The 17,792-nt window shown below is 68.3% G+C and carries 18 protein-coding genes; 12 read left to right on the top strand and 6 right to left on the bottom strand.

Translation table 11 applies throughout. From position 1 onward, the window contains the following. The 3 genes from BKA23_RS11625 to BKA23_RS11615 all read right to left on the bottom strand — a co-directional run bounded on the left by BKA23_RS11625 (position 1) and on the right by BKA23_RS11615 (position 2,691). Entirely contained in the window at positions 1 to 402 is a 402-nt protein-coding gene (locus tag BKA23_RS11625; protein WP_145228751.1) for a phage holin family protein, read from the bottom strand. 159 nt (positions 403 to 561) lie between these two features. Continuing rightward, a complete protein-coding gene (gene nhaA / locus BKA23_RS11620; protein WP_145228750.1) occupies positions 562 to 1,863 on the bottom strand; it encodes a Na+/H+ antiporter NhaA in 1,302 nt (433 codons plus the stop codon). Positions 1,864 to 1,998: 135 nt separating this feature from the next. Further along, positions 1,999 to 2,691, bottom strand: coding sequence for a TetR/AcrR family transcriptional regulator (locus tag BKA23_RS11615; protein ID WP_211841700.1), 693 nt, complete (start codon positions 2,689 to 2,691; stop codon positions 1,999 to 2,001). Between the two features lie 129 nt (positions 2,692 to 2,820). On the opposite strand from BKA23_RS11615, the gene BKA23_RS11610 reads away from it, so the two are divergent. Further along, positions 2,821 to 3,258, top strand: coding sequence for a nitroreductase/quinone reductase family protein (locus tag BKA23_RS11610; protein ID WP_145228748.1), 438 nt, complete (start codon positions 2,821 to 2,823; stop codon positions 3,256 to 3,258). 146 nt (positions 3,259 to 3,404) lie between these two features. Here the strand turns inward: BKA23_RS11610 and acs are convergent, their stop codons facing one another. Further along, positions 3,405 to 5,384, bottom strand: coding sequence for an acetate--CoA ligase (gene acs, locus BKA23_RS11605; protein WP_145228747.1), 1,980 nt, complete (start codon positions 5,382 to 5,384; stop codon positions 3,405 to 3,407). 162 nt (positions 5,385 to 5,546) lie between these two features. On the opposite strand from acs, the gene BKA23_RS11600 reads away from it, so the two are divergent. From BKA23_RS11600 to BKA23_RS11555, 9 genes are all read left to right on the top strand, one after another. Beyond that, entirely contained in the window at positions 5,547 to 6,140 is a 594-nt protein-coding gene (locus BKA23_RS11600; protein ID WP_145228746.1) for a hypothetical protein, read from the top strand. A 7-nt stretch (positions 6,141 to 6,147) separates the two neighbouring features. Further along, a complete protein-coding gene (locus BKA23_RS11595) occupies positions 6,148 to 6,993 on the top strand; it encodes a Fic family protein (RefSeq protein WP_246104628.1) in 846 nt (281 codons plus the stop codon). 684 nt (positions 6,994 to 7,677) lie between these two features. Then, positions 7,678 to 8,391, top strand: a complete 714-nt coding sequence (ssd, locus tag BKA23_RS11590; RefSeq protein WP_145228744.1) for a septum site-determining protein Ssd — start codon at positions 7,678 to 7,680, stop codon at positions 8,389 to 8,391. Beyond that, positions 8,388 to 9,539 (top strand): TadA family conjugal transfer-associated ATPase, encoded by a 1,152-nt coding sequence (locus tag BKA23_RS11585; protein ID WP_145228743.1) that lies wholly within the window; start codon positions 8,388 to 8,390, stop codon positions 9,537 to 9,539. Before ssd ends, BKA23_RS11585 begins: the two co-directional genes overlap by 4 nt. Next, the gene (locus BKA23_RS11580) at positions 9,536 to 10,270 is read left to right on the top strand and encodes a type II secretion system F family protein (protein ID WP_145228742.1); all 735 of its coding nucleotides are present in this window, start codon (positions 9,536 to 9,538) and stop codon (positions 10,268 to 10,270) included. The genes BKA23_RS11585 and BKA23_RS11580 overlap by 4 nt, the downstream gene beginning before the upstream one ends. Next, the gene (locus BKA23_RS11570) at positions 10,267 to 10,953 is read left to right on the top strand and encodes a type II secretion system F family protein (protein ID WP_145228741.1); all 687 of its coding nucleotides are present in this window, start codon (positions 10,267 to 10,269) and stop codon (positions 10,951 to 10,953) included. The genes BKA23_RS11580 and BKA23_RS11570 overlap by 4 nt, the downstream gene beginning before the upstream one ends. A gap of 100 nt (positions 10,954 to 11,053) precedes the next feature. Then, positions 11,054 to 11,281, top strand: coding sequence for a DUF4244 domain-containing protein (locus tag BKA23_RS11565; protein WP_145228740.1), 228 nt, complete (start codon positions 11,054 to 11,056; stop codon positions 11,279 to 11,281). A 53-nt stretch (positions 11,282 to 11,334) separates the two neighbouring features. Beyond that, positions 11,335 to 11,697 carry a TadE family type IV pilus minor pilin gene (locus tag BKA23_RS11560; protein WP_246104627.1) on the top strand — a complete coding sequence of 121 codons (363 nt, stop codon included), beginning with the start codon at positions 11,335 to 11,337 and terminating at the stop codon, positions 11,695 to 11,697. After that, entirely contained in the window at positions 11,694 to 12,041 is a 348-nt protein-coding gene (locus tag BKA23_RS11555) for an Rv3654c family TadE-like protein (RefSeq protein ID WP_170226492.1), read from the top strand. Before BKA23_RS11560 ends, BKA23_RS11555 begins: the two co-directional genes overlap by 4 nt. Before the next feature lie 3 nt (positions 12,042 to 12,044). Here BKA23_RS11555 and BKA23_RS11550 read toward each other — a convergent pair whose 3' ends face one another. Beyond that, positions 12,045 to 12,854 carry a GNAT family N-acetyltransferase gene (locus tag BKA23_RS11550; protein ID WP_145228737.1) on the bottom strand — a complete coding sequence of 270 codons (810 nt, stop codon included), beginning with the start codon at positions 12,852 to 12,854 and terminating at the stop codon, positions 12,045 to 12,047. A gap of 42 nt (positions 12,855 to 12,896) precedes the next feature. Then, positions 12,897 to 15,233 (bottom strand): DEAD/DEAH box helicase, encoded by a 2,337-nt coding sequence (locus tag BKA23_RS11545; RefSeq protein ID WP_246104626.1) that lies wholly within the window; start codon positions 15,231 to 15,233, stop codon positions 12,897 to 12,899. 114 nt (positions 15,234 to 15,347) lie between these two features. On the opposite strand from BKA23_RS11545, the gene BKA23_RS11540 reads away from it, so the two are divergent. After that, complete coding sequence (locus tag BKA23_RS11540) at positions 15,348 to 15,689, top strand: STAS domain-containing protein (RefSeq protein WP_145228735.1); 342 nt, start codon at positions 15,348 to 15,350, stop codon at positions 15,687 to 15,689. A gap of 37 nt (positions 15,690 to 15,726) precedes the next feature. Next, entirely contained in the window at positions 15,727 to 17,232 is a 1,506-nt protein-coding gene (locus tag BKA23_RS11535) for a N5-glutamine methyltransferase family protein (RefSeq protein WP_246104625.1), read from the top strand. Positions 17,233 to 17,792 lie beyond the last annotated feature (560 nt).

The raw sequence follows: 17,792 nt of genomic DNA, 5'->3' as shown, positions 1-17,792 counted from the left end.
TCAGCCCTTCGGCGGTTTGATGGCCGCGATCGTCTTCTGCGCGTTGTCGATCGTGCGGGCGGGCTTGCCCTTGATCTTCTTCAGCGAGCTGATGCCGAGCAGGGCCAGAATCAGGGTGATGACCAGCAGCACTCCGGCGGTGATCAGCATGCCCAGCCACACCGACAGGCCCGCGGCATACAGCCCCCAGGCAAGGGTGAGCAGCAGGAACCCGAGCATGTAGAGCGCGAAGATACCCGCGGCCGCCAGCAGCACCGCGCCCTTGCCGCCCTTGGCGACATCGGACTTGATCTCGAGCTTCGCGAGTGCGACTTCGTCCTTGACGATCGCCTGCAGATCGGTGGAGGCGTCGGCCACCAACTGGCCCAGTGTCCGCTCCGTGCCCTTGGTGGTGACAGACATCGATTTCTCCTCGGCTTCGACTGCGACTCGGATCCAAGACGCAACTCCTCAGTACCCTACCCAGAGCAGTGGGGCCTCAGTGGAACGAGTGCGGATATCGGCAGCCGGTTCGCTTCGGCCGCGGATGGCGGCGCCATGTGGCGCGCCGCCCCGCGCACCTCATGGCGCGCTGGTCGCGCCGGCCGGCTGCTCGTAGCAGTCCGGCACACCGTCGCCGTCGTCGTCGCGCGACTCGAACTCGTGGATGCGGCGGTATGTCGCATTGCGGCGTCGCAGCACCACCGTTGCGAGCAGTGCGGAGACCAGCGAGCCGAGCAGCACACCCAGCTTGACGTGGTCGTCGAGGCCGGAGCCGGCGCCGAACGCCAGTTCGCCGATCAGCAACGAGACGGTGAATCCGATGCCGGCCAGCAGGCTGAGGCCTGCGACGTCGGACCAGTCGAGGTCGTCGTCCAGGCGAGCGCGGGTGAACCGCGCCACCAGGAAGGTGCCGCTGAAGACGCCCACCGCCTTGCCCAGCACCAGGCCGATGATGATGCCGATCGCGACCGGATCGGCGATGGCCTCGCGGAAGCCGCCGCCCACCACGGTGACGCCGGCGCTGCAGAAGGCGAAGACCGGCACGCAGAAGCCGGCCGACAACGGCCGGACGCGATGGTCGACGCGCTCCCCGAACGGTGAGCGCTCACCGGCGCGAGCGTTCACGGGGATGAGCATCCCGAGCAGCACACCGGCGATGGTTGCGTGGACACCGGAGTTGAGCACGCACAGCCAGGTGACCACCGCGAGCGGCAGCAGAATCGCCCAGTGGCGCACCCCGCGGCGCAGCAGCCAGCCGAACACGCCCAGCGGCACGATCGCGGCGACCAACCAGACCAACGAGACGCTGTCGGTGTAGAAGAACGCGATGATCGTGATCGCGATCAGGTCATCGACCACGGCCAGCGTCAGCAGGAACGACCGCATCGCCGACGGCAGGTGGGTGCCGATCACTGCCAGCACCGCAAGGGCGAAGGCGATGTCGGTGGCAGTCGGGATCGCCCAGCCGACGGGTCGGCCGTCGTCCAGCAACTGCCACCCGGCATACAGCAACGCGGGCACGGCGACCCCGCAGCAGGCGGCGACGACCGGCACCGCGGCCTTGGCGGGCTCACGCAGGGTTCCGTGGACGAACTCGTGTTTGAGCTCGAGTCCGGCCAGGAAGAAGAAGACCGCCAGCAGACCGTCGGCCGACCACTGCGCGACGGTCAGATCGAGATGCAGGAAATGCGGTCCGAGGTGCGCCGAGGTGAGGTCGGTGTAGGCGTGACGCCACGGCGAGTTGGCCCAGACGAGGGCAGCGACCGAGGCGATGAGCAGCAGTGCGCCGCCGACGGTCTCCTGGCGCAGGAGTCCGGCGACACGGCGTGCTTCGGGCCAGTCACCTCGGGTGAAGAGTCCGGATCCGGCTGACGGGGCCATAGGCGCGTGCTTTCTGGTGGGGTGCACAAGGGGGCGACATCGTCACCGCCGACCAGGCTTCCCGGCACACCGCTAGTCAGTCTATCGATCTCTTGTCGCGATCTTTACGGCGTCCACGAGCCGGGCACGTCCGGCTCACAGGTCGCTGAAGCCGACGGTGCGCGCGGCCGCGGTGAACGTGTATGACGCAGCAGCATCCGCCGGATCGAAGCTCCCCACGAACTGGCCGGTCAGCTCGAAACCGACGAAGCCGGTGACGGTCGACCAGGCTGTCAACAGTCGCAGCAGCTCGGTGTCGGTCAGGTCGTCGGCATGACCGACTGCGGCTCGTGTTGTTCGCGCCTGGGCTGCGAGCGCGCGGGAGAGCGGCTTGTCCTGCGTCCCGGTGAGCGACCCGGCTCGGTGTGCCTCGGCGGCGAGCGCGGCCAACGCGACCGGCACTCGCGCGGCGGGCGCCACGGTCGACTGTGGTGCCTGGTAGCCGGGCACGGGGGAGCCGAACAACAGGGCGAACTCGTGCGGGTGGGCACGCCCCCAGTCGCGGATCGCATGGCAGGCGCGTACGAACCGTCGGCCAGGACTGGTGCGGGCAGCGGCCGCGTGCTCGACCGCCTCGCCGAGCCGGTCGTAGGAGTCGATGATCAGCGCGGTCAGCAGGTCGTCGCGGCTGGCGACATATCGATAGACCGCGGACGAGACCATCCCCACCTCGCGCGCAACCGCGCGCAGTGACAGACCGTCCGCGCCGTGCTCGGCCAACTGTCTGCGTCCGGCTTCGAGGATCCTGGCGCTGGCATCGGCGTGGGCGATCTCCCGTGGTGTCGGCACGTCGACATTGTCGGTCGCAGAGAGCAGCGAACGCAATAGAGAGCAATGCTCTTGCTTTTGCACGACAGGCATGGTCAACTTGAAACAGAGAGCAATGCTCTCGCTTCTCTGATCTGACGGAGGTTGACAATGAGTGTCGAAATCGACCGTGGCACCAGGATGTCCAACGCGGTGATCCAGTTCCTCTCGCGCCGCGGTGTCAGCGTCTTCGGCGCCCGCGAGCTCATCGTGCGCGGACGCAAGTCCGGCGCGGAGCGACGCACTCCGGTGAATCCGCTGGCCGTCGGCGGCGTCACCTATCTGGTGGCCCCGCGAGGCCACACGCAGTGGGTGCGCAACGTGCGCCACGACCCGCGCCTCGAACTGGCCACAGGCCGGCGCCGCACGGCATACAGGGCGGTCGAGGTGCACGGTGAGGAAGCAGTACCGGTGCTGCGCGACTACCTGCGCCGGTGGGCGTGGGAGGTCGGCAGATTCTTCCCGGAGGGCGTCACAGCGAAGTCGACCGATGCCGAATTGGCAGCTGTGGCGCCGGATCATCCGATCTTTCGGCTGGTGCAGCACTGAGATGACGCGGCTGCGGCATACCGGCCCGGAGGTTGGGACAGGACCCGAAAATCAAACACGGGCACGGTGCCGAGCAGACGCGAAGTCCGATCAGCAACCGTGCCCGCACCGCTCCTTGGGGAGGAGATGGAGAGGTGAAACCGAGGTTAGTCGGCGGTGGGCTTGTCCATGCCCTGTTTGATCAAATCCATCACCGAGGAGTCGGCGAGAGTGGTCACATCGCCGACTTCGCGGTTCTCGGCGACGTCTCGCAGCAGGCGCCGCATGATCTTGCCGGAGCGCGTCTTGGGCAGTTCTGCGACGACCATGATCTGACGCGGCTTGGCGATCGGCCCGATCTCCTTGGCGACGTGATTGCGCAACTCGGTCACCAAGTCCTCGCCCTCGGCCGACTCGCCCGCATCCCCGCGCAGTATGACGAAGGCGCACACGGCCTGACCGGTCGTCGCATCCATCGCACCGACGACCGCGGCCTCGGCGACCTTCGGGTGCGACACCAGCGCCGACTCGATCTCGGTGGTCGACAGGCGGTGGCCGCTGACGTTCATGACATCGTCGACCCGGCCGAGCACCCAGATGTTGCCCTCGTCGTCGCGCTTGGCGCCGTCGCCGGCGAAGTAGACGCCGTCGAACCGTGACCAGTAGGTCTCCTTGAAGCGCTCCGGGTCACCCCAGATGCCGCGCAGCATCGAGGGCCATGGCTTGTCGACGATCAGGTAGCCGCCATGGCCGTTGCCGACCGAGTTGCCCTGCTCGTCGACGACGTCCACGCTGATGCCCGGGATCGCGGCCTGGGCCGAACCCGGTTTGAGAGCAGTGACGCCGGGCAGCGCACTGATCATGATCGCGCCGGTCTCGGTCTGCCACCAGGTGTCGACGATCGGCGTCGTGCCGGCACCGATGACCTCGCGATACCAGATCCACGCCTCCGGGTTGATCGGCTCACCGACGGAACCCAGCACGCGCAGCGAACTGAGGTCGAACTTCGCCGGGATGTCCTTGCCCCACTTCATGCAGGTGCGGATCGCTGTGGGAGCGGTGTAGAAGATCGTGACCTTCTTGTCCTGGATGATCTCCCACCAACGGCCCTTGTGCGGCGTGTCGGGTGTTCCCTCGTAGAGCACCTGGGTGGCGCCGTTCGACAGAGGTCCGTAGACGATGTAGCTGTGGCCGGTCACCCAGCCGACATCGGCACTGCACCAGTAGACGTCGGTCTCCGGGTGCACGTCGTGCACGACGGCGTTGGTGTAGGTCACCTGGGTCAGGTAGCCACCGGTCGTGTGCAGGATGCCCTTCGGCTTTCCGGTGGTGCCGGAGGTGTAGAGCAAGAACAGCGGGTGCTCGGAATCCACTGGCACTGCTTCGTTTTCGGGGTCCGCCGCAGCGACCGCCTCGTGCCACCAGATGTCGCGGCCCTCGTGCCAGTCGACGTCCTGTTTGGTGCGCTGCACCACCAGCACGTTGGTCACGGTGGTCTCGCCGCTGACGGCGTCGTCGACGGCGGGCTTGAGAGCCGAGGGCTTGCCGCGGCGGTAGCCGCCGTCGGCGGTGATCACGACCTTGGCCTCGGCATCGGCGATGCGGGAGCGCAGGGCGTCGGCAGAGAATCCGCCGAAGACCACCGAGTGCGGGGCACCGATGCGGGCACAGGCCAGCATCGCCATGACGGACTCGGGGATCATCGGCAGGTAGATCGCGACGCGGTCACCCTTGCCGACGCCCAGACCGGTCAGCACGTTCGCGGCCTTCTTGACCTCGGCGAGCAACTCGGCGTACGTGTAATCGCGGGAATCGCCCTCCGGCTCACCGACGAAATGCAAGGCCACCCGGTCGCCGTTGCCGGCCTCGACGTGGCGATCCAGACAGTTGTAGGCGGCATTGAGCTCGCCGCCGACGAACCACTTGGCGAACGGTGCTTCGGACCAGTCGAGAACCTGACCGAAATCCTTGCTCCACGAGATCCGCTCGCGTGCCTGCTGTGCCCAGAACGCTTCGCGGTCCGCGTCGGCCTGCTCGAAGAGTTCCTTCGTGCCGACCGCCTGCTCGGTGAAGGCGGGATCCGGCGGGAAGGAACGATCCTCCTTCAGCAGCGCGTCAAGGGTCTCCTCGCTGGGGACATCGGCCACGGCATACCTCCTGAAAAAAAGTCATGTGTCGGCTGCCTCCACTCAATCGCTAAATCGGCCGACGGACAACTACCCGTTCGGAGAACCACGAACTGGCGCATCCGGTGGGTCGTGCCGGGGGAGGAGCGCGGGCGGCAGCGCAACCGGGTCGACAATGTGCGTATGCCGTTGCCCGACGAGGAGATCGCCGCGCTGTCCCTGCGCGAGCGACTGGAACTGATACGTCGGCTGCGGGCGGATGACGCGATCGGCTCGGTCGTGCGACGGATCGTGCAGCAACGCGCGCGACGGCGCCGCCGCATTTCACTGGTCGTGGCGTCGGTCTGCTGCGGCGTGCTCGTGCCGTGGGCGGTCTACCTCGGTATGACGCTGCCGCACCACTACGAGTCCGACAACTGGCAGGTGACGTGGGCGGGCTTCGACGGAATCCTGGTCATCACGTTGGCGCTGACCGCATACTTCGCCTGGAAGCAGCGAATCCTGGTGGTGCTCACCGCATTCGCATCGGGGGCACTGCTGCTGGCGGACGCGTGGTTCGACGTCACCACGTCGACCGGCCACGACGTACGTATGGCGGTGCTGACCGCGATCTTCATCGAGATCCCGCTGGCCGTCTTTCTCATCGCCGTCGCGGTCGACATCATCTGGCGGGTGGCGGAACTGCTCAACGTCGTGACCGGGCAGAAGCAGAGTTCGTACTGGACCACCCAGCTCAACGACGAGATCGTGCAGGCCGCGGGGCAGGACGATGAATAATCGCCGGATGCCCGATGCGCTGCAGTCCCTGCACGACCTGCCCGGAGTCGCGGACGCGGTGACCCAGGCGCGCGAGGCGTGCACCGCGTTGCGCTGGCACAACGCACTGCGCCGTCGGATCCCCGAAGTCGCGGCCGAGTCGCGTGTCCGCGGTGCCCGATGGACGGCCGCGCTCGACGGCGCGGACTATCCGGTCGACATCGTGCGCGACGTGATGCGCGGTGCGCTGGATCTGCCGGATGCCTCCGCGCCGATGGAGCAGACGTTGCGTGGGGCGGTGCAGGTCACCGCCGAGACAGAGTCGGTGGCCGGAGTGGTCCGTATGTCGCCTGCGCAGGCCCTTGCCCGGCTGCACACGGCTGCTGCGGCCCAGTGGCTCGATCTCGATGCCGTGGCCCGGCCGCGACGTCCAGGGGAGAGCGCCGCGGAGCTTCAGGTGCTGGGCACGGCGCCGGATGCCGAGGAGGCCGCTGCCCGGATGCGCGCCGTCGTGGATCTCATCGCCGGGTCGACGAGTGCTCCCGGGCTTCTGGTCGGTGCGATCGCGCACGCCGAGATCGCCACCGCGCGGCCGTTCGTCGCCGGAAACGGTCTGGTGGCAAGGGCATTGGAGCGATCACTGATCACAGCGACCGGTCTCGACCCGACCGGCTCGGTGGTGGTCGAGGCGGGGCACGGCGTGCGGGGAGTCGCGGATTACCAGGGCGCGCTTGCGGCATACAGCACGGGCACGACGGACGGGGTGCGCCTGTGGCTGATCCATTGCGCCGAGGCCGTGGTCGCGGGCGCGGGTGAGGCGCAGCGGATCTGCGATTCCGTCCTGGCGGGCCGGCTCGGAGTGCGCGCCGACTGACGTGGCCAGTGCGGATTGTCCGCCTCGCCCGGACGGCATTCAAGTCTTGTGACTGCCCGCCGATCGGAGTAGACCTGTTCACACGAACGACGGACGGGAGTCCGACGACCACCGCAACCGACACCGGCACCCACGCGGAGACAGTCCACATTTGGACCGCTCGTTCCGGGCCTCGCGCCTAGGCGACAACCACAGGATGCACGCTTGGTCACCGGGCGACCGGCTGCGGCCGATGGCACCTCACCTCGAGTGGGGTGCCATCTTCGTTGTGGCGGCCCTGTGGAGCGCCGAGGTGTTGCGGCGTCGCAGTCGGGCTCGGTGACCAGCCGGGCGCGACCCTTGGGGATTGGTAAGGATTTCTTATGGATTCTCTCAGGGCTATTGTCACGGCTCGGGTTCGCCCGGAATCCTTGACCACGAAGCGCTCCCCCTGAGGTAGCAGCGCTCGGTGTGCCCGGCTCCTCCCCCCGGACCGTGCATGCCAAAGACCCCCGCCCTCCCCCCGGGCGGGGGTCTTTCACGTCCCCGAAGCCCGTATGAGCCAACCCCTGAGCGGGCTCATACGGTTGCCGGCCGGCGAACGAATCGGTCCCCTCATCCACACCCCGACCGTGCACCGGCCGACATCCACAGCTACTGACGTTGCGACTGGGGGAGCGGTTCCACGGTGGCCAGGATCAGGGCATGAACTCTTCGATGGGCACAGTGATCGGCATCGTCGGCGGCGGCACCGGGGCCGGCTCGAGCGTCTTGGTCGCTGGGTGTGCGACGCGGGCGCAGGCCGCCGGACTGCGGGTGGCGGCCATCGACGCCGACCCGTATGGCGGTGGCCTCGACATCGTGTTCGGCATCGAGACCGAGCCCGGGATCCGGTGGGAGCACCTGGCCGGCGCCTCCGGCCGGCTCGACGGTGCTCGGTTGACCGAACGTCTGCCGGCCACTGAGTCCGGCGTGGTGGTGCTGTCGCACGGGCGGCTGTGGCAGGCCGTCGAGCCGACGATCCTTCGAACGGCAGCGACGGCGCTGCGCGAGTGCGTCGACCTGCTGCTGGTCGACGTCGGCAGGGCAACTGCCACTGACAACGTCGTACAGCTGTGTGACGGCCTGGTCATGGTCGCCCGCGGCACGGCGCAGGGGCTGGCCGCTGCAGGGGCCACTGCCGGGCATCTGACGCGTCCGGTCGACGGACTGGTGCTGCGCGATAGCGGCCGGATGGACAGCACCGAGATCGAGGAGGCCCTCGGCATACCTGTCGTCGGCCGGCTGCCGAGCGACCGGCACGTCCAGACGGATCTGGACCGAGGGTTGCCACCGGGAGGCGGGCGCGGTGACTTCGCGACCGCGTGTGACGAGTTGGTGCGTGACCTGTTGCTTGACGACGCGGTGGTCGCGGCATGAGCGCCGACCCGAGGGTTGCCGACGCCCTGTGGGAGCAGATCCGCGACGGCCGGTCACCGACGCCAGGCACGGTCGGCGCGCTCGCCGAAGTCGATGCCGCGGTGCTCGGGTCGGACAGTGTCCGCAGGCTGACCGATCGGATTCAGTCGGATGTCTTCGGTGCCGGGCCGTTGGATGCGGTGCTCACCCTGCCGGACGTCACGGATGTGCTGGTCAACGGCGTGCAGGGGGTGTGGGTCGATCAGGGCGACGGACTGCGCCCCGTCAGCCTCGAGATGGGTGACGCCGCTGCGGTGCGTCGCCTTGCGGTCCGGCTGGCGACGCTGGCCGGCCGACGGTTGGACGAGACCAGCCCGTGCGTCGACGGTCTGCTGCCCGGTGGCGCACGGCTGCACGCGATCCTGCCGCCGCTGGTCGACGGCGCCGCCCACATCAGCATTCGTGTGCCGCGGCAGTCCCCACCTTCGTTGGAGCAGTTGGCCGAGGGAGGGTCTCTCGGTGCGTGCGGTCTGCAGGCACTGCGGTCTCTGGTGCGCGCACGAGTCGCCTTCGTCGTCAGTGGTGGCACCGGTTCGGGCAAGACGACTCTGCTCGCGGCGATGCTCGGGGAGGTGCCTGCGGCCGAGCGCATCCTCGTCGTCGAAGACGTCCGCGAGTTGCAGATCGAGCACCCGCACGTGGTCCGGCTCGAGACGCGTTCGCCGAATGTCGAAGGCCAGGGCGAGATTCCGTTGACGACCTTGGTGCGCCAGTCGCTTCGCATGCGACCCGACCGGCTGGTGGTCGGCGAGGTGCGCGGCGCCGAGGTGCGCGAGTTGCTGAGCGCCCTCAACACCGGTCACGAGGGTGGCTGCGGCACTCTGCACGCCAATACCAGCGGCGACGTCGTGACGCGGTTCGAGGCGCTCGGCGCACTGGCGGGCATGAGTCCGGCGGCAGTGCGTTCGCAACTTGGGTCCGCGGTGAAGGTCGTGGTGCATGTCCGGCGGACGGCAGGCCGGCGAGTGGTCGCCGAGGTGGGTCTCGTTGAGTGGCAGGGTGATTCGTTGCGCGTGGTGCCGGCACTGCGACGGGTCGGCGGCGACCTGACGCCCGACGTCGGATGGCGGCGACTGCAGGAGTTGTCGGTCGCAGGTGATCCGCGATGAGCGGGGTCCTGGCGGCCCTGTTCGGCGTGATCGTGCTCGGGTGGCCCAGACGCCACCCGGTGGTGCCGCTGGGGTCGGCCACGACGGGGGCGGTGCAGGAGTCGGAGGTGGGGGCATCGGGGCTGATCCGTTGGGTTCTTGCTCGTCGATCGGGCCGGTCGGTGTCAGCCGACGTGGACAGGCTCGTCATGATGCTGGAGGGCATCGGTCCGGCCATCGCGGCGGGTGTCGCACCTGCGGCCGCGGTTGCCACCTCGGCGCTGCTCGCCGCCGGGTCGATCAACGATGCGCGATTGCGAGACGACCTGAAGGCATTGGCCGAGGCGGCCACAGCGGGTGAGGAACTCAGCCACCGGTGGCGCGCGCTGCACCACGATCACGCAGTACCCGCATTCGCCGGTGTCGCCCGCGCGTGGGCGCTGTCCGAGCAACTAGGTTGCGGATTGTCCGAATCACTCTCAGCTGCAACAGAATTGATGCGCGAGCAGGTTGATCGAGAACGACGCGCTGCGGTCGCGACGGCTGGTCCGCGAGCGACGATGCAATTGCTGTCCGGGTTGCCACTGGTCGGCGTCGGCATTGCCGCGTTGATCGGGGTCCTGCCCTGGCAGCTGTATGCCGGTCGGTTAGGTCTCGTGGTGCTCGGCGGTGGCCTCCTGTTGCTGTTCGCCGGACGACGGATGGTGCACCGGATGATCCGTCGCGCGTGCGCATCGGCGGCACTGTCATGAGCGATGCGCTGGTGCTGGCCGTTGCGGCTGTCGCTGCCGTTCCACTTCTGTGGCCGGCGCGGCAGGCGGCGGATGGCCGAGGGCGACGTGGTGCGTCGGCGGCGGAGGGCCTTCTCCCGGATGGTGCCCTGGGTCGCAGGTCGCAGGATGTCGCTTCGGCGGCCGAGGCCGCGCCTTCTGACAATCTCGTCGGTGACGACACGGACGGCTCCGGGCAGGGTGGCGGCGACGGGGACGAACGCGAAGACGTGCTCAGCGCGGCAGCCGCGATGGATCTCATCGCACTGGCGCTCACCAGCGGTGTGCCCTTGGTGGCGGCGGTCGATGCCGTCGCATCCGAGAGTGGGCCGATCGTGCGACGCCACCTCAAACAGGTGGTCGCGGCGCTGCGATGGGGAGTCGACGAGAGCCGGGCGTGGGATGGACTGCCGGACGTATGGCGCCCGGCCGGTCAGGCGCTCGCGCTCGCCGGAGTCGCGGGTGTTCCGCCAGGGGCCTTGCTCCGTCGCGCGGCCACCGACATACGGCGCACGGAGCAACGTCGGATTGAGGAGGCGACCGGGCGTCTGTCGGTGATGGTGGTGCTGCCGCTGGGGCTGTGTTTTCTGCCGGCCTTCGCCTTGCTCACGGTCGTGCCCGTCGTCGCCACGCTGGCCCGCGGGCTGCTGGCTGGTGCCGCATGAGAAACCACCCGGAACGAGTCCGGGCCGGTGGTCGCCGCTTTCGGTCGCCACCTCAACGAACGTCCTTCAGACAAGGGCGATCCATCACAAGGAGGAAGCAATGTCACAACGGTATGTCCGAGTCGGAGCACGACTGCAGCAGCGCTGGATCAGCGCAACGAGTGCGGCGCGCACTGGCCGCGAATCTGGAATGACGACAGCGGAATACGCTGTCGGAACTCTCGCAGCCGTCGCATTTGCGGCAGTCCTGATGGCAGTGGTCAAGTCCGGCGCGGTGAAGTCGGCGTTGACCTCGATCATCGAGTCGGCGCTCAGCGTCGCGGGCTGATGGCGCGAACGTGGCCGCCTGCTCGTCGGTGTGGATCCAGCCGGGAGGGCGGCATGGTGACGGCGGAGTTGGCGGCCACGTTGCCGGTGGTCGTCTTCGTGCTGGTCGTCGTGCTCAACGCAGTGCTGATCGGCGTGAACCAGGTGCGCTGTGTGGACTCAGCGCGCGTCGCGGCACGGGCAGCGGCGCGAGGTGATTCCGCTGCTGCAGTCCGAGCGGTCGGTGAGCGGGCCGGTCCGAGCGGTGTCACCGTCGTGGCTGAGCGGTCGGCGGACGAGGTGACCGTGACCGTGCGAGCGCCGGCGCCTGGCCCGTTCGGATGGCTGGTCGGCGGGCGGCCGTTGTCGTCGTCGGTGACGGCTCCGGTCGAGCGCGGCGACGACGGCTCGCCGGTCGAATCCGGTGGCGCTCCATGAGGCGGCAGCAGGGCTCGGCCACGGTTCTGGTTGTGGGCATCGTGGGTGTGTTGGTCAGTCTCCTGTTCGGCGCGATGGCGCTGGTGTCGGCCGTGCAGGCCAGTCACCAGGCGAGAGCCGCAGCGGATATGGCGGCCCTGGCCGCCGCCGGTGTGATGGTTGATCCTGGAGCCGCGAGCACGAGTGGTGCCTGTGCGGCAGCCGGGACAGTCGCGCACCGCAATCACGCTCGGATGGCCGGCTGCGAGGTGACCGGTCAGGAGGTGATCGTGGTGGCGGCCGTGCGCGCTGGATGGAGAGGTCTGCCGGAGGCGACAGCCCGTGCCCGCGCAGGGCCCGGCTGACCTTCAGGCGAGCGTTCGGCACCAGACGTAGGGCGTCGTGGTGGTGACCTTCAGGAAGCCGTAGCGCTCCAGGATCGGCCTGGAGTATTCGGTGGAGTCGGAGTTGATCAGCGTCTTGCCGACCGCCATCGCCGACTGTGCGCGCCGTGCGGTCAGCGCTCGATAGATGCCGCGCCCCCGCCACTGCGGCAGCGTGGATCCACCCCAGATGCCGGCGAAATCCGTGCCCGCGACCGGGTCGACACGGCCGGCGCAGATGACCGAGCTTCCGGCTTCGGCGATCCACATCGCGGCACCGGGGATCGCGTCGGCGCTCAGCCGATCCATCGCGGCGTCGGCCATGGCCACGGCCTGTTCGGGCGGATCACCGAAGACGACGCCCTGCATCGTGGTCATCGCCAGGACGTCGTCATACGCGCTGACCGAGCGCAGGGTGACTTCCGCAGGAATGGGGACCTCGACGGCAAGTGTTTCGGCACGGCCGATCATCACCGACTCCGGTTCTTCGGCGACGCAGCCGGCGTCAATCAGCAACTCCGCAAGGCCGGGAGCCACATCGTGTCCACGGGTCTTCCACTCGAACGTCGTTGTTGCTGCATCGTATTCGAAGTGCGCGACGGATTCGGCCACGAGTGTCGCAAGGTCTGTGCGGCTGCACCCCTCGAGAGTGCGGTAGGTGACAAAACCACGGCCATGCGGGAAGTGCGCCCACAGCAACGGGCCGTGGCGTTCGACGGAGAGTGCGCCTGACACCTCAGCGTCGGTGCGCAGTTGGTTGTCGTATGCCGCCAGCAGGGTGTCGCGATCGCTCACGGCACACGACTATGCCCGTTCGGCGAGGGCGCGGCATCCGAATTACGAGGCCTCGGCGAGCACCAGGTCAAGCACGACGATCGCACCGGCCTTGTCCAGGGGGTTGTTGCCGTTGCCGCACTTGGGCGACTGCACGCATGACGGGCACCCGTCCTTGCACGGGCATGCCGCGACGGCCGAGCGCGTGGCCATCAACCAGGTGACGGCCTCGTCATACGCACGCCGGGCGAAACCGGCGCCGCCCGGATAGCCGTCGTAGACGACGACCGTCGGCATACCGGTGTCCGGATGGAGCGCGGTCGACACGCCGCCGACATCCCAGCGGTCGGACTGCGCGACCAACGGGAGCATCCCGATCGACGCATGCTCGGCTGCATGCAGGGCCCCCGGCCAGGTGGCCTCGTCAAGGCCGGCAGCTTCGAGCGCGGACTCCGGCAGGGTCCACCAGACGCCACGCGTCTGCAGTGCCCGCTCCGGCAGGTCCAGCGGGTGTTCACCGATCACCTCGCCTGACGGCAACAGCCGCAGGAATGACGTCACCTGCGAGCGCACCCGGATGGTTCCGAAGTTGAGTATTGCTGCGCCCCAGGACTTTTCGTGCTCGACCTGCTGTATGTCGAAGGCCGACACCGACCTGGCGACCGTCGACCAGCCGGGATCTCCGACCACCACGTGAGCGCTGGTCGCCTCAAGATCCAGCGCAGTGACGACATGCGACTGTCCCTGGTGCAGGTAGACCGCGCCGGTGTGGACCGCGGCGTGTGCCCGCGCCGAATCCACCGTGCCGAGCACCCGCGCGGTGCGGGTCTCGACGATGCGAATGTCGTCGTCACCGTCGCCGCGCAGCGAGAAGTGATCGGTCGGGCGATCCTCGCGTGCCCAGAACCAGCCCTTCGGGCGGCGTCGCAACAGGCCACGCGCGACGAGGGTGTCGACAACCGCGGGCAGCGTCGCGCCGAAGATGTCGCTGTCGGCCTCGGTCAGCGGCAACTCGTGCGCGGCCGCGGTCAGGTGCGGCGCCAGGACGAACGGGTTGGCCGGGTCGAGCGTCGCCGTCTCGATCGGACGGTCGAAGATTGCCTCCGGATGGTGCACCAGGAAGGTGTCCAGCGGATCGTCCGCGGCGACGAGCACCACCAGCGAACGCCGGCCGCTGCGCCCTGCCCTGCCGGCCTGCTGCCACAAGGAGGCATGCGTGCCCGGCCAGCCGGCGAGGATGACGGCATCCAGTCCGCTGACATCGATGCCGAGCTCGAGTGCCGACGTTGCTGCCAGGCCACGCAAAACGCCTGTGCGCAGGTCGTTTTCAAGGACACGCCGCTCCTCCGGCAGATAGCCGCCGCGGTATGCCGCGACCGACCTCGCGCTGCCCGGCGCCACCTCGCGCAAGGCAGAGCGGACCATCTCAGCGACGACTTCGACGCCGACACGGGATCGGGCGAAGGTCAGCGTCTGCACACCCTGCGAGATGAGGGCGGCCATCAGATCAGCGGACTCGGCGACCGCGCTGCGCTGCGCGGAGTCCTGCCCGCCACCGGCCTTGCCGCCTGGTTGCCAGAGTGCGAACGTCATTGCGGCTCTTGGTGATCCGTCATGTGTGATCGCCTCGATCGGCAGGCCGGTCAGCTCCTCGCAGTGCAGCCCGGGGGTCGCGATCGTGGCGGAGGCCAGCACGAAGGTGGGCGATGCGCCATACCTGGCGGCGATGCGCCGGAGGCGTCGCAGCACTGACGCAACGTGCGAGCCGAAAACGCCCTTGTAGACATGGCATTCGTCGACGACGACATATCGCAACGCGCGGAAGAAGGACGCCCAACGCTCGTGCCCGGGCAGCATCGTGTGGTGCAGCAGGTCGGGGTTGGTGAGCAGCAGGGACGCATGGTCGCGGATCCAGCGCCGCTCGTCGGGTGGGGTGTCCCCGTCGTATGTCGCAGCACGGACCCCTGGCACGGCATACAAGCGGATGCGCGCCTCCTGGTCGGCGGCCAGGGCCTTGGTCGGAGCGAGGTAGATCGCGGTGGCGCCGCGGCCTGTCGGGGCCGAGGCTCCGTCGGCCACCGCAGACAGCATCGGCAACAGGTAACCCAGACTCTTGCCGGACGCGGTGCCGGTGCTGAGCACGACATGCTGTCCGGACCAGGCCAGGTCGGCGGCGGCCCGCTGGTGCGACCACAAGGTGCCGACCCCGGTGCCCCGGATCGCCGCTGCCACCTGCGGATTCACCCACTCCGGCCAGGCGGCCGTGACCGCATCCCGCTGCGGAAGTTCGCGCACGTGCAGCAGTTCGCCGGTGCCGGCGCCGCACAGCGACGACAGCGCGACGGCTGGGTCGAAAGCGGCACGCGCCGCGGTGCGGGATCTGTCGGTGGCAGCGCTCATGGCGACTACCAGCGTAGGCGGCGCGACCGACATCGCGACGAGCCGTGTGAGCTCCTGACAGCTTCATGAAAGACTGATCCGCGGACCAACCGTGGGTATCGAGAGGGCAGGAACGTGGCGGACCTTCGCATCAGCAAGCGTGATGAGGGCGATGACGTCATACTCGTGCTGGCCGGAGAGATCGATGTCTCGACCGCGCCGCGTCTGCGCGACGAACTCAACCGGCTGATCCACGAGCCGTCCGGACGCGTGATCCTCGACCTGTCAGCGGTCACCTTTCTGGATTCCACCGGCCTCGGTGTGCTCGTCGGTCGGCTGAAGCAGATGCGCATCGGCGGCGGTGACCTGGATCTCGTCGTGACCTCCGACCGGCTGCTGAAGAACTTCGCGATCACCGGCCTCGACAAGGTCTTCCGCCTGTTCCCGACGCTGACCGAGGCACTCGCAGTTCGCTGAATTGGTCGCATCGGCTTGGTGCCCGAAGATGGGTCACATGCCAGATCTGCGCGCCGGTGACGAACTCTTGAGCTTGCGCGAACAACTGATTGCGGCCGGTTACACGACGGACGGAGTCAGCGAATTGCTCGGCCCGGTGGCCTCGGCCGCATTGCGGCGCGAGCAGCGGTTGCCGGCGGATCGAGTGACCGCCGGCCCGGACTCGCCGCTCGCCATACTCGTGCGGCTGTTCTCCCTCGGCCTGCCCGTCGATCGGGCCGCAGTCGACGTTGCGCTCGACGTCGCGCTCGACGGGTGGGGCACCGCACGGCTGCTCGATCACGGGCTCGTGGTCGCGTCCGGGGATGAGGTGCGCGCGGCCTACGACCTGCGCCCGTATGCCGATGGCTCTCGCGAGTGGTGGGTGCTCTCGGATCTGCCGGAGAGTATGACGGGCCGCCCACTGCCGGTCAGTCATGTGCTCGGAATCGGTGGCGCATCAAGGACATTGGCGTCGTGGAGCCTGCGTCGGCCAGTGCGTCGTGCACTCGATCTGGGCACCGGGTGCGGTGTGCAGTCGCTGCACCTGAGCGCCCACGCCGAGCAGGTCGTCGCGACAGACACCTCCGCCCGGGCACTCGACATCGCCGCGTGGAATGCCTCGATCAACGGAGTGCGGTGGGATCTGCGGCGCGGCTCGCTGTTCGAGCCGGTGGCCGGAGAGCGGTTCGACCTGATCGTCAGCAATCCGCCCTTCGTGATCACGCCGCGCACGCCGGATGTGCCGACCTACGAATATCGCGACGGCGGCGCGGTCGGGCACACACTGGTGCGTGATCTGATCGCTGCACTGCCCGATCACCTCGAGCCGGGGGGTGTCGCGCAGATGCTCGCCAACTGGGAGGTGCCCGCCGGTGGCGACTGGCGCACCGTCGTCGGGGGCTGGTTCGCCGGCACCGGGCTCGACGCGTGGGTCGTGCAGCGTGACACGCAGGACCCGGCGCAGTATGCCGAGCTGTGGGCCGGAGATGGTGGGCATCGTTCCGGCACAGCAGGATTCGAGCAGATGTATGCCGCGTGGCTTGCCGACTTCGAGTCCCGCGACGTGGCCGGTGTCGGCTTCGGCGTGATCACCGTGCAACGGCCGTCCACCGACCGCGAGCCCTTCCGCGACTTTGCCGAGGCGACCGGGCCGGTGCAGTCGCCGATGGGGCCGACCGTCGACGCGGGGCTGCGGGCGCGCACCTGGCTCGCCGAAGTCGGCGACGCCGGTGTGCTCGAGACGCGATTCCGGGTGGCGCCGGATGTGACAGAGGAGCGGAACGGCCGACCGGGCGCCGAGGATCCGAGCGTCATCGTGATCCGGCAAGGTGGTGGCCTGGGTAGAGCGGTGCGCGTCGACACCGCACTTGCGGCATACGTCTCGGTCTGCGACGGCGAGTTGACGACGGCGCAGGCGCTCGACGCGATCGCGACGTTGCTGGACGTGTCGCCGGAGAGGCTTCGGACACAGGCGCTTCCGACGATCCGTGATCTCGTTGCCGACGGACTGCTCATCCGCTGACCCCAGGCTGCTGGTTCGACGGATCAGCTGACTGGTAGGCCGCCGATCACCAGCACGACCCGATCGATCAGCACCGCGAGAGGTCGGTCAGCACCGCGAGGGGTCGGTCAGCGCCGCGAGGGGTCGGTCAGCGCCGCGAGAGGTCGATGTTGGTCGGTTTGTTCTCGTCGTTCCGACCGATGCTGACATCTCGTGGAAGGTGTCCGGCGCCATTCCGACGAATGCTGACATCTCGTGGTGGGCGGGGTGGGTGGTTCCGACGAATGCTGACATCTCGTGGTGGGCGGGGTGGGTGGTTCCGACGAATGCTGACATCTCGTGGAGGTCGAGAACGGATGGTGGTTGGCCTTTTCCGCGAGAGGTCGATGTTGGTCGGTTTGTTCTCGTCGTTCCGACCGATGCTGACATCTCGTGGTAGGTGTCCGGCGCCATTCCGACGAATGCTGACATCTCGTGGAGGTCGAGAACGGATGGTGGTTGGGTTTTTCCGCGAGAGGTCGATGTTGGTCGGTTTGTTCTCGTCGTTCCGACCGATGCTGACATCTCGTGGTAGGTGTCCG

Origin of the sequence: Rudaeicoccus suwonensis (assembly GCF_007829035.1) — a bacterium.
Lineage (GTDB): Bacteria > Actinomycetota > Actinomycetes > Actinomycetales > Dermatophilaceae > Rudaeicoccus > Rudaeicoccus suwonensis.
The sequence above is the reverse complement of the archived record's forward strand: the minus strand, read 5'-3'. Positions and strand labels throughout refer to the sequence as shown.

Coding starts and splice junctions, on each gene's coding strand:
- BKA23_RS11625 (WP_145228751.1), bottom strand. CDS start 402: ATGTCTGTCACCACCAAGGGCACGGAGCGGACACTGGGCCAGTTGGTG.
- nhaA (WP_145228750.1), bottom strand. CDS start 1,863: ATGGCCCCGTCAGCCGGATCCGGACTCTTCACCCGAGGTGACTGGCCC.
- BKA23_RS11610 (WP_145228748.1), top strand. CDS start 2,821: ATGAGTGTCGAAATCGACCGTGGCACCAGGATGTCCAACGCGGTGATC.
- BKA23_RS11600 (WP_145228746.1), top strand. CDS start 5,547: ATGCCGTTGCCCGACGAGGAGATCGCCGCGCTGTCCCTGCGCGAGCGA.
- BKA23_RS11595 (WP_246104628.1), top strand. CDS start 6,148: ATGCCCGATGCGCTGCAGTCCCTGCACGACCTGCCCGGAGTCGCGGAC.
- ssd (WP_145228744.1), top strand. CDS start 7,678: ATGAACTCTTCGATGGGCACAGTGATCGGCATCGTCGGCGGCGGCACC.
- BKA23_RS11585 (WP_145228743.1), top strand. CDS start 8,388: ATGAGCGCCGACCCGAGGGTTGCCGACGCCCTGTGGGAGCAGATCCGC.
- BKA23_RS11580 (WP_145228742.1), top strand. CDS start 9,536: ATGAGCGGGGTCCTGGCGGCCCTGTTCGGCGTGATCGTGCTCGGGTGG.
- BKA23_RS11570 (WP_145228741.1), top strand. CDS start 10,267: ATGAGCGATGCGCTGGTGCTGGCCGTTGCGGCTGTCGCTGCCGTTCCA.
- BKA23_RS11565 (WP_145228740.1), top strand. CDS start 11,054: ATGTCACAACGGTATGTCCGAGTCGGAGCACGACTGCAGCAGCGCTGG.
- BKA23_RS11560 (WP_246104627.1), top strand. CDS start 11,335: ATGGTGACGGCGGAGTTGGCGGCCACGTTGCCGGTGGTCGTCTTCGTG.
- BKA23_RS11555 (WP_170226492.1), top strand. CDS start 11,694: ATGAGGCGGCAGCAGGGCTCGGCCACGGTTCTGGTTGTGGGCATCGTG.
- BKA23_RS11545 (WP_246104626.1), bottom strand. CDS start 15,233: ATGAGCGCTGCCACCGACAGATCCCGCACCGCGGCGCGTGCCGCTTTC.
- BKA23_RS11535 (WP_246104625.1), top strand. CDS start 15,727: ATGCCAGATCTGCGCGCCGGTGACGAACTCTTGAGCTTGCGCGAACAA.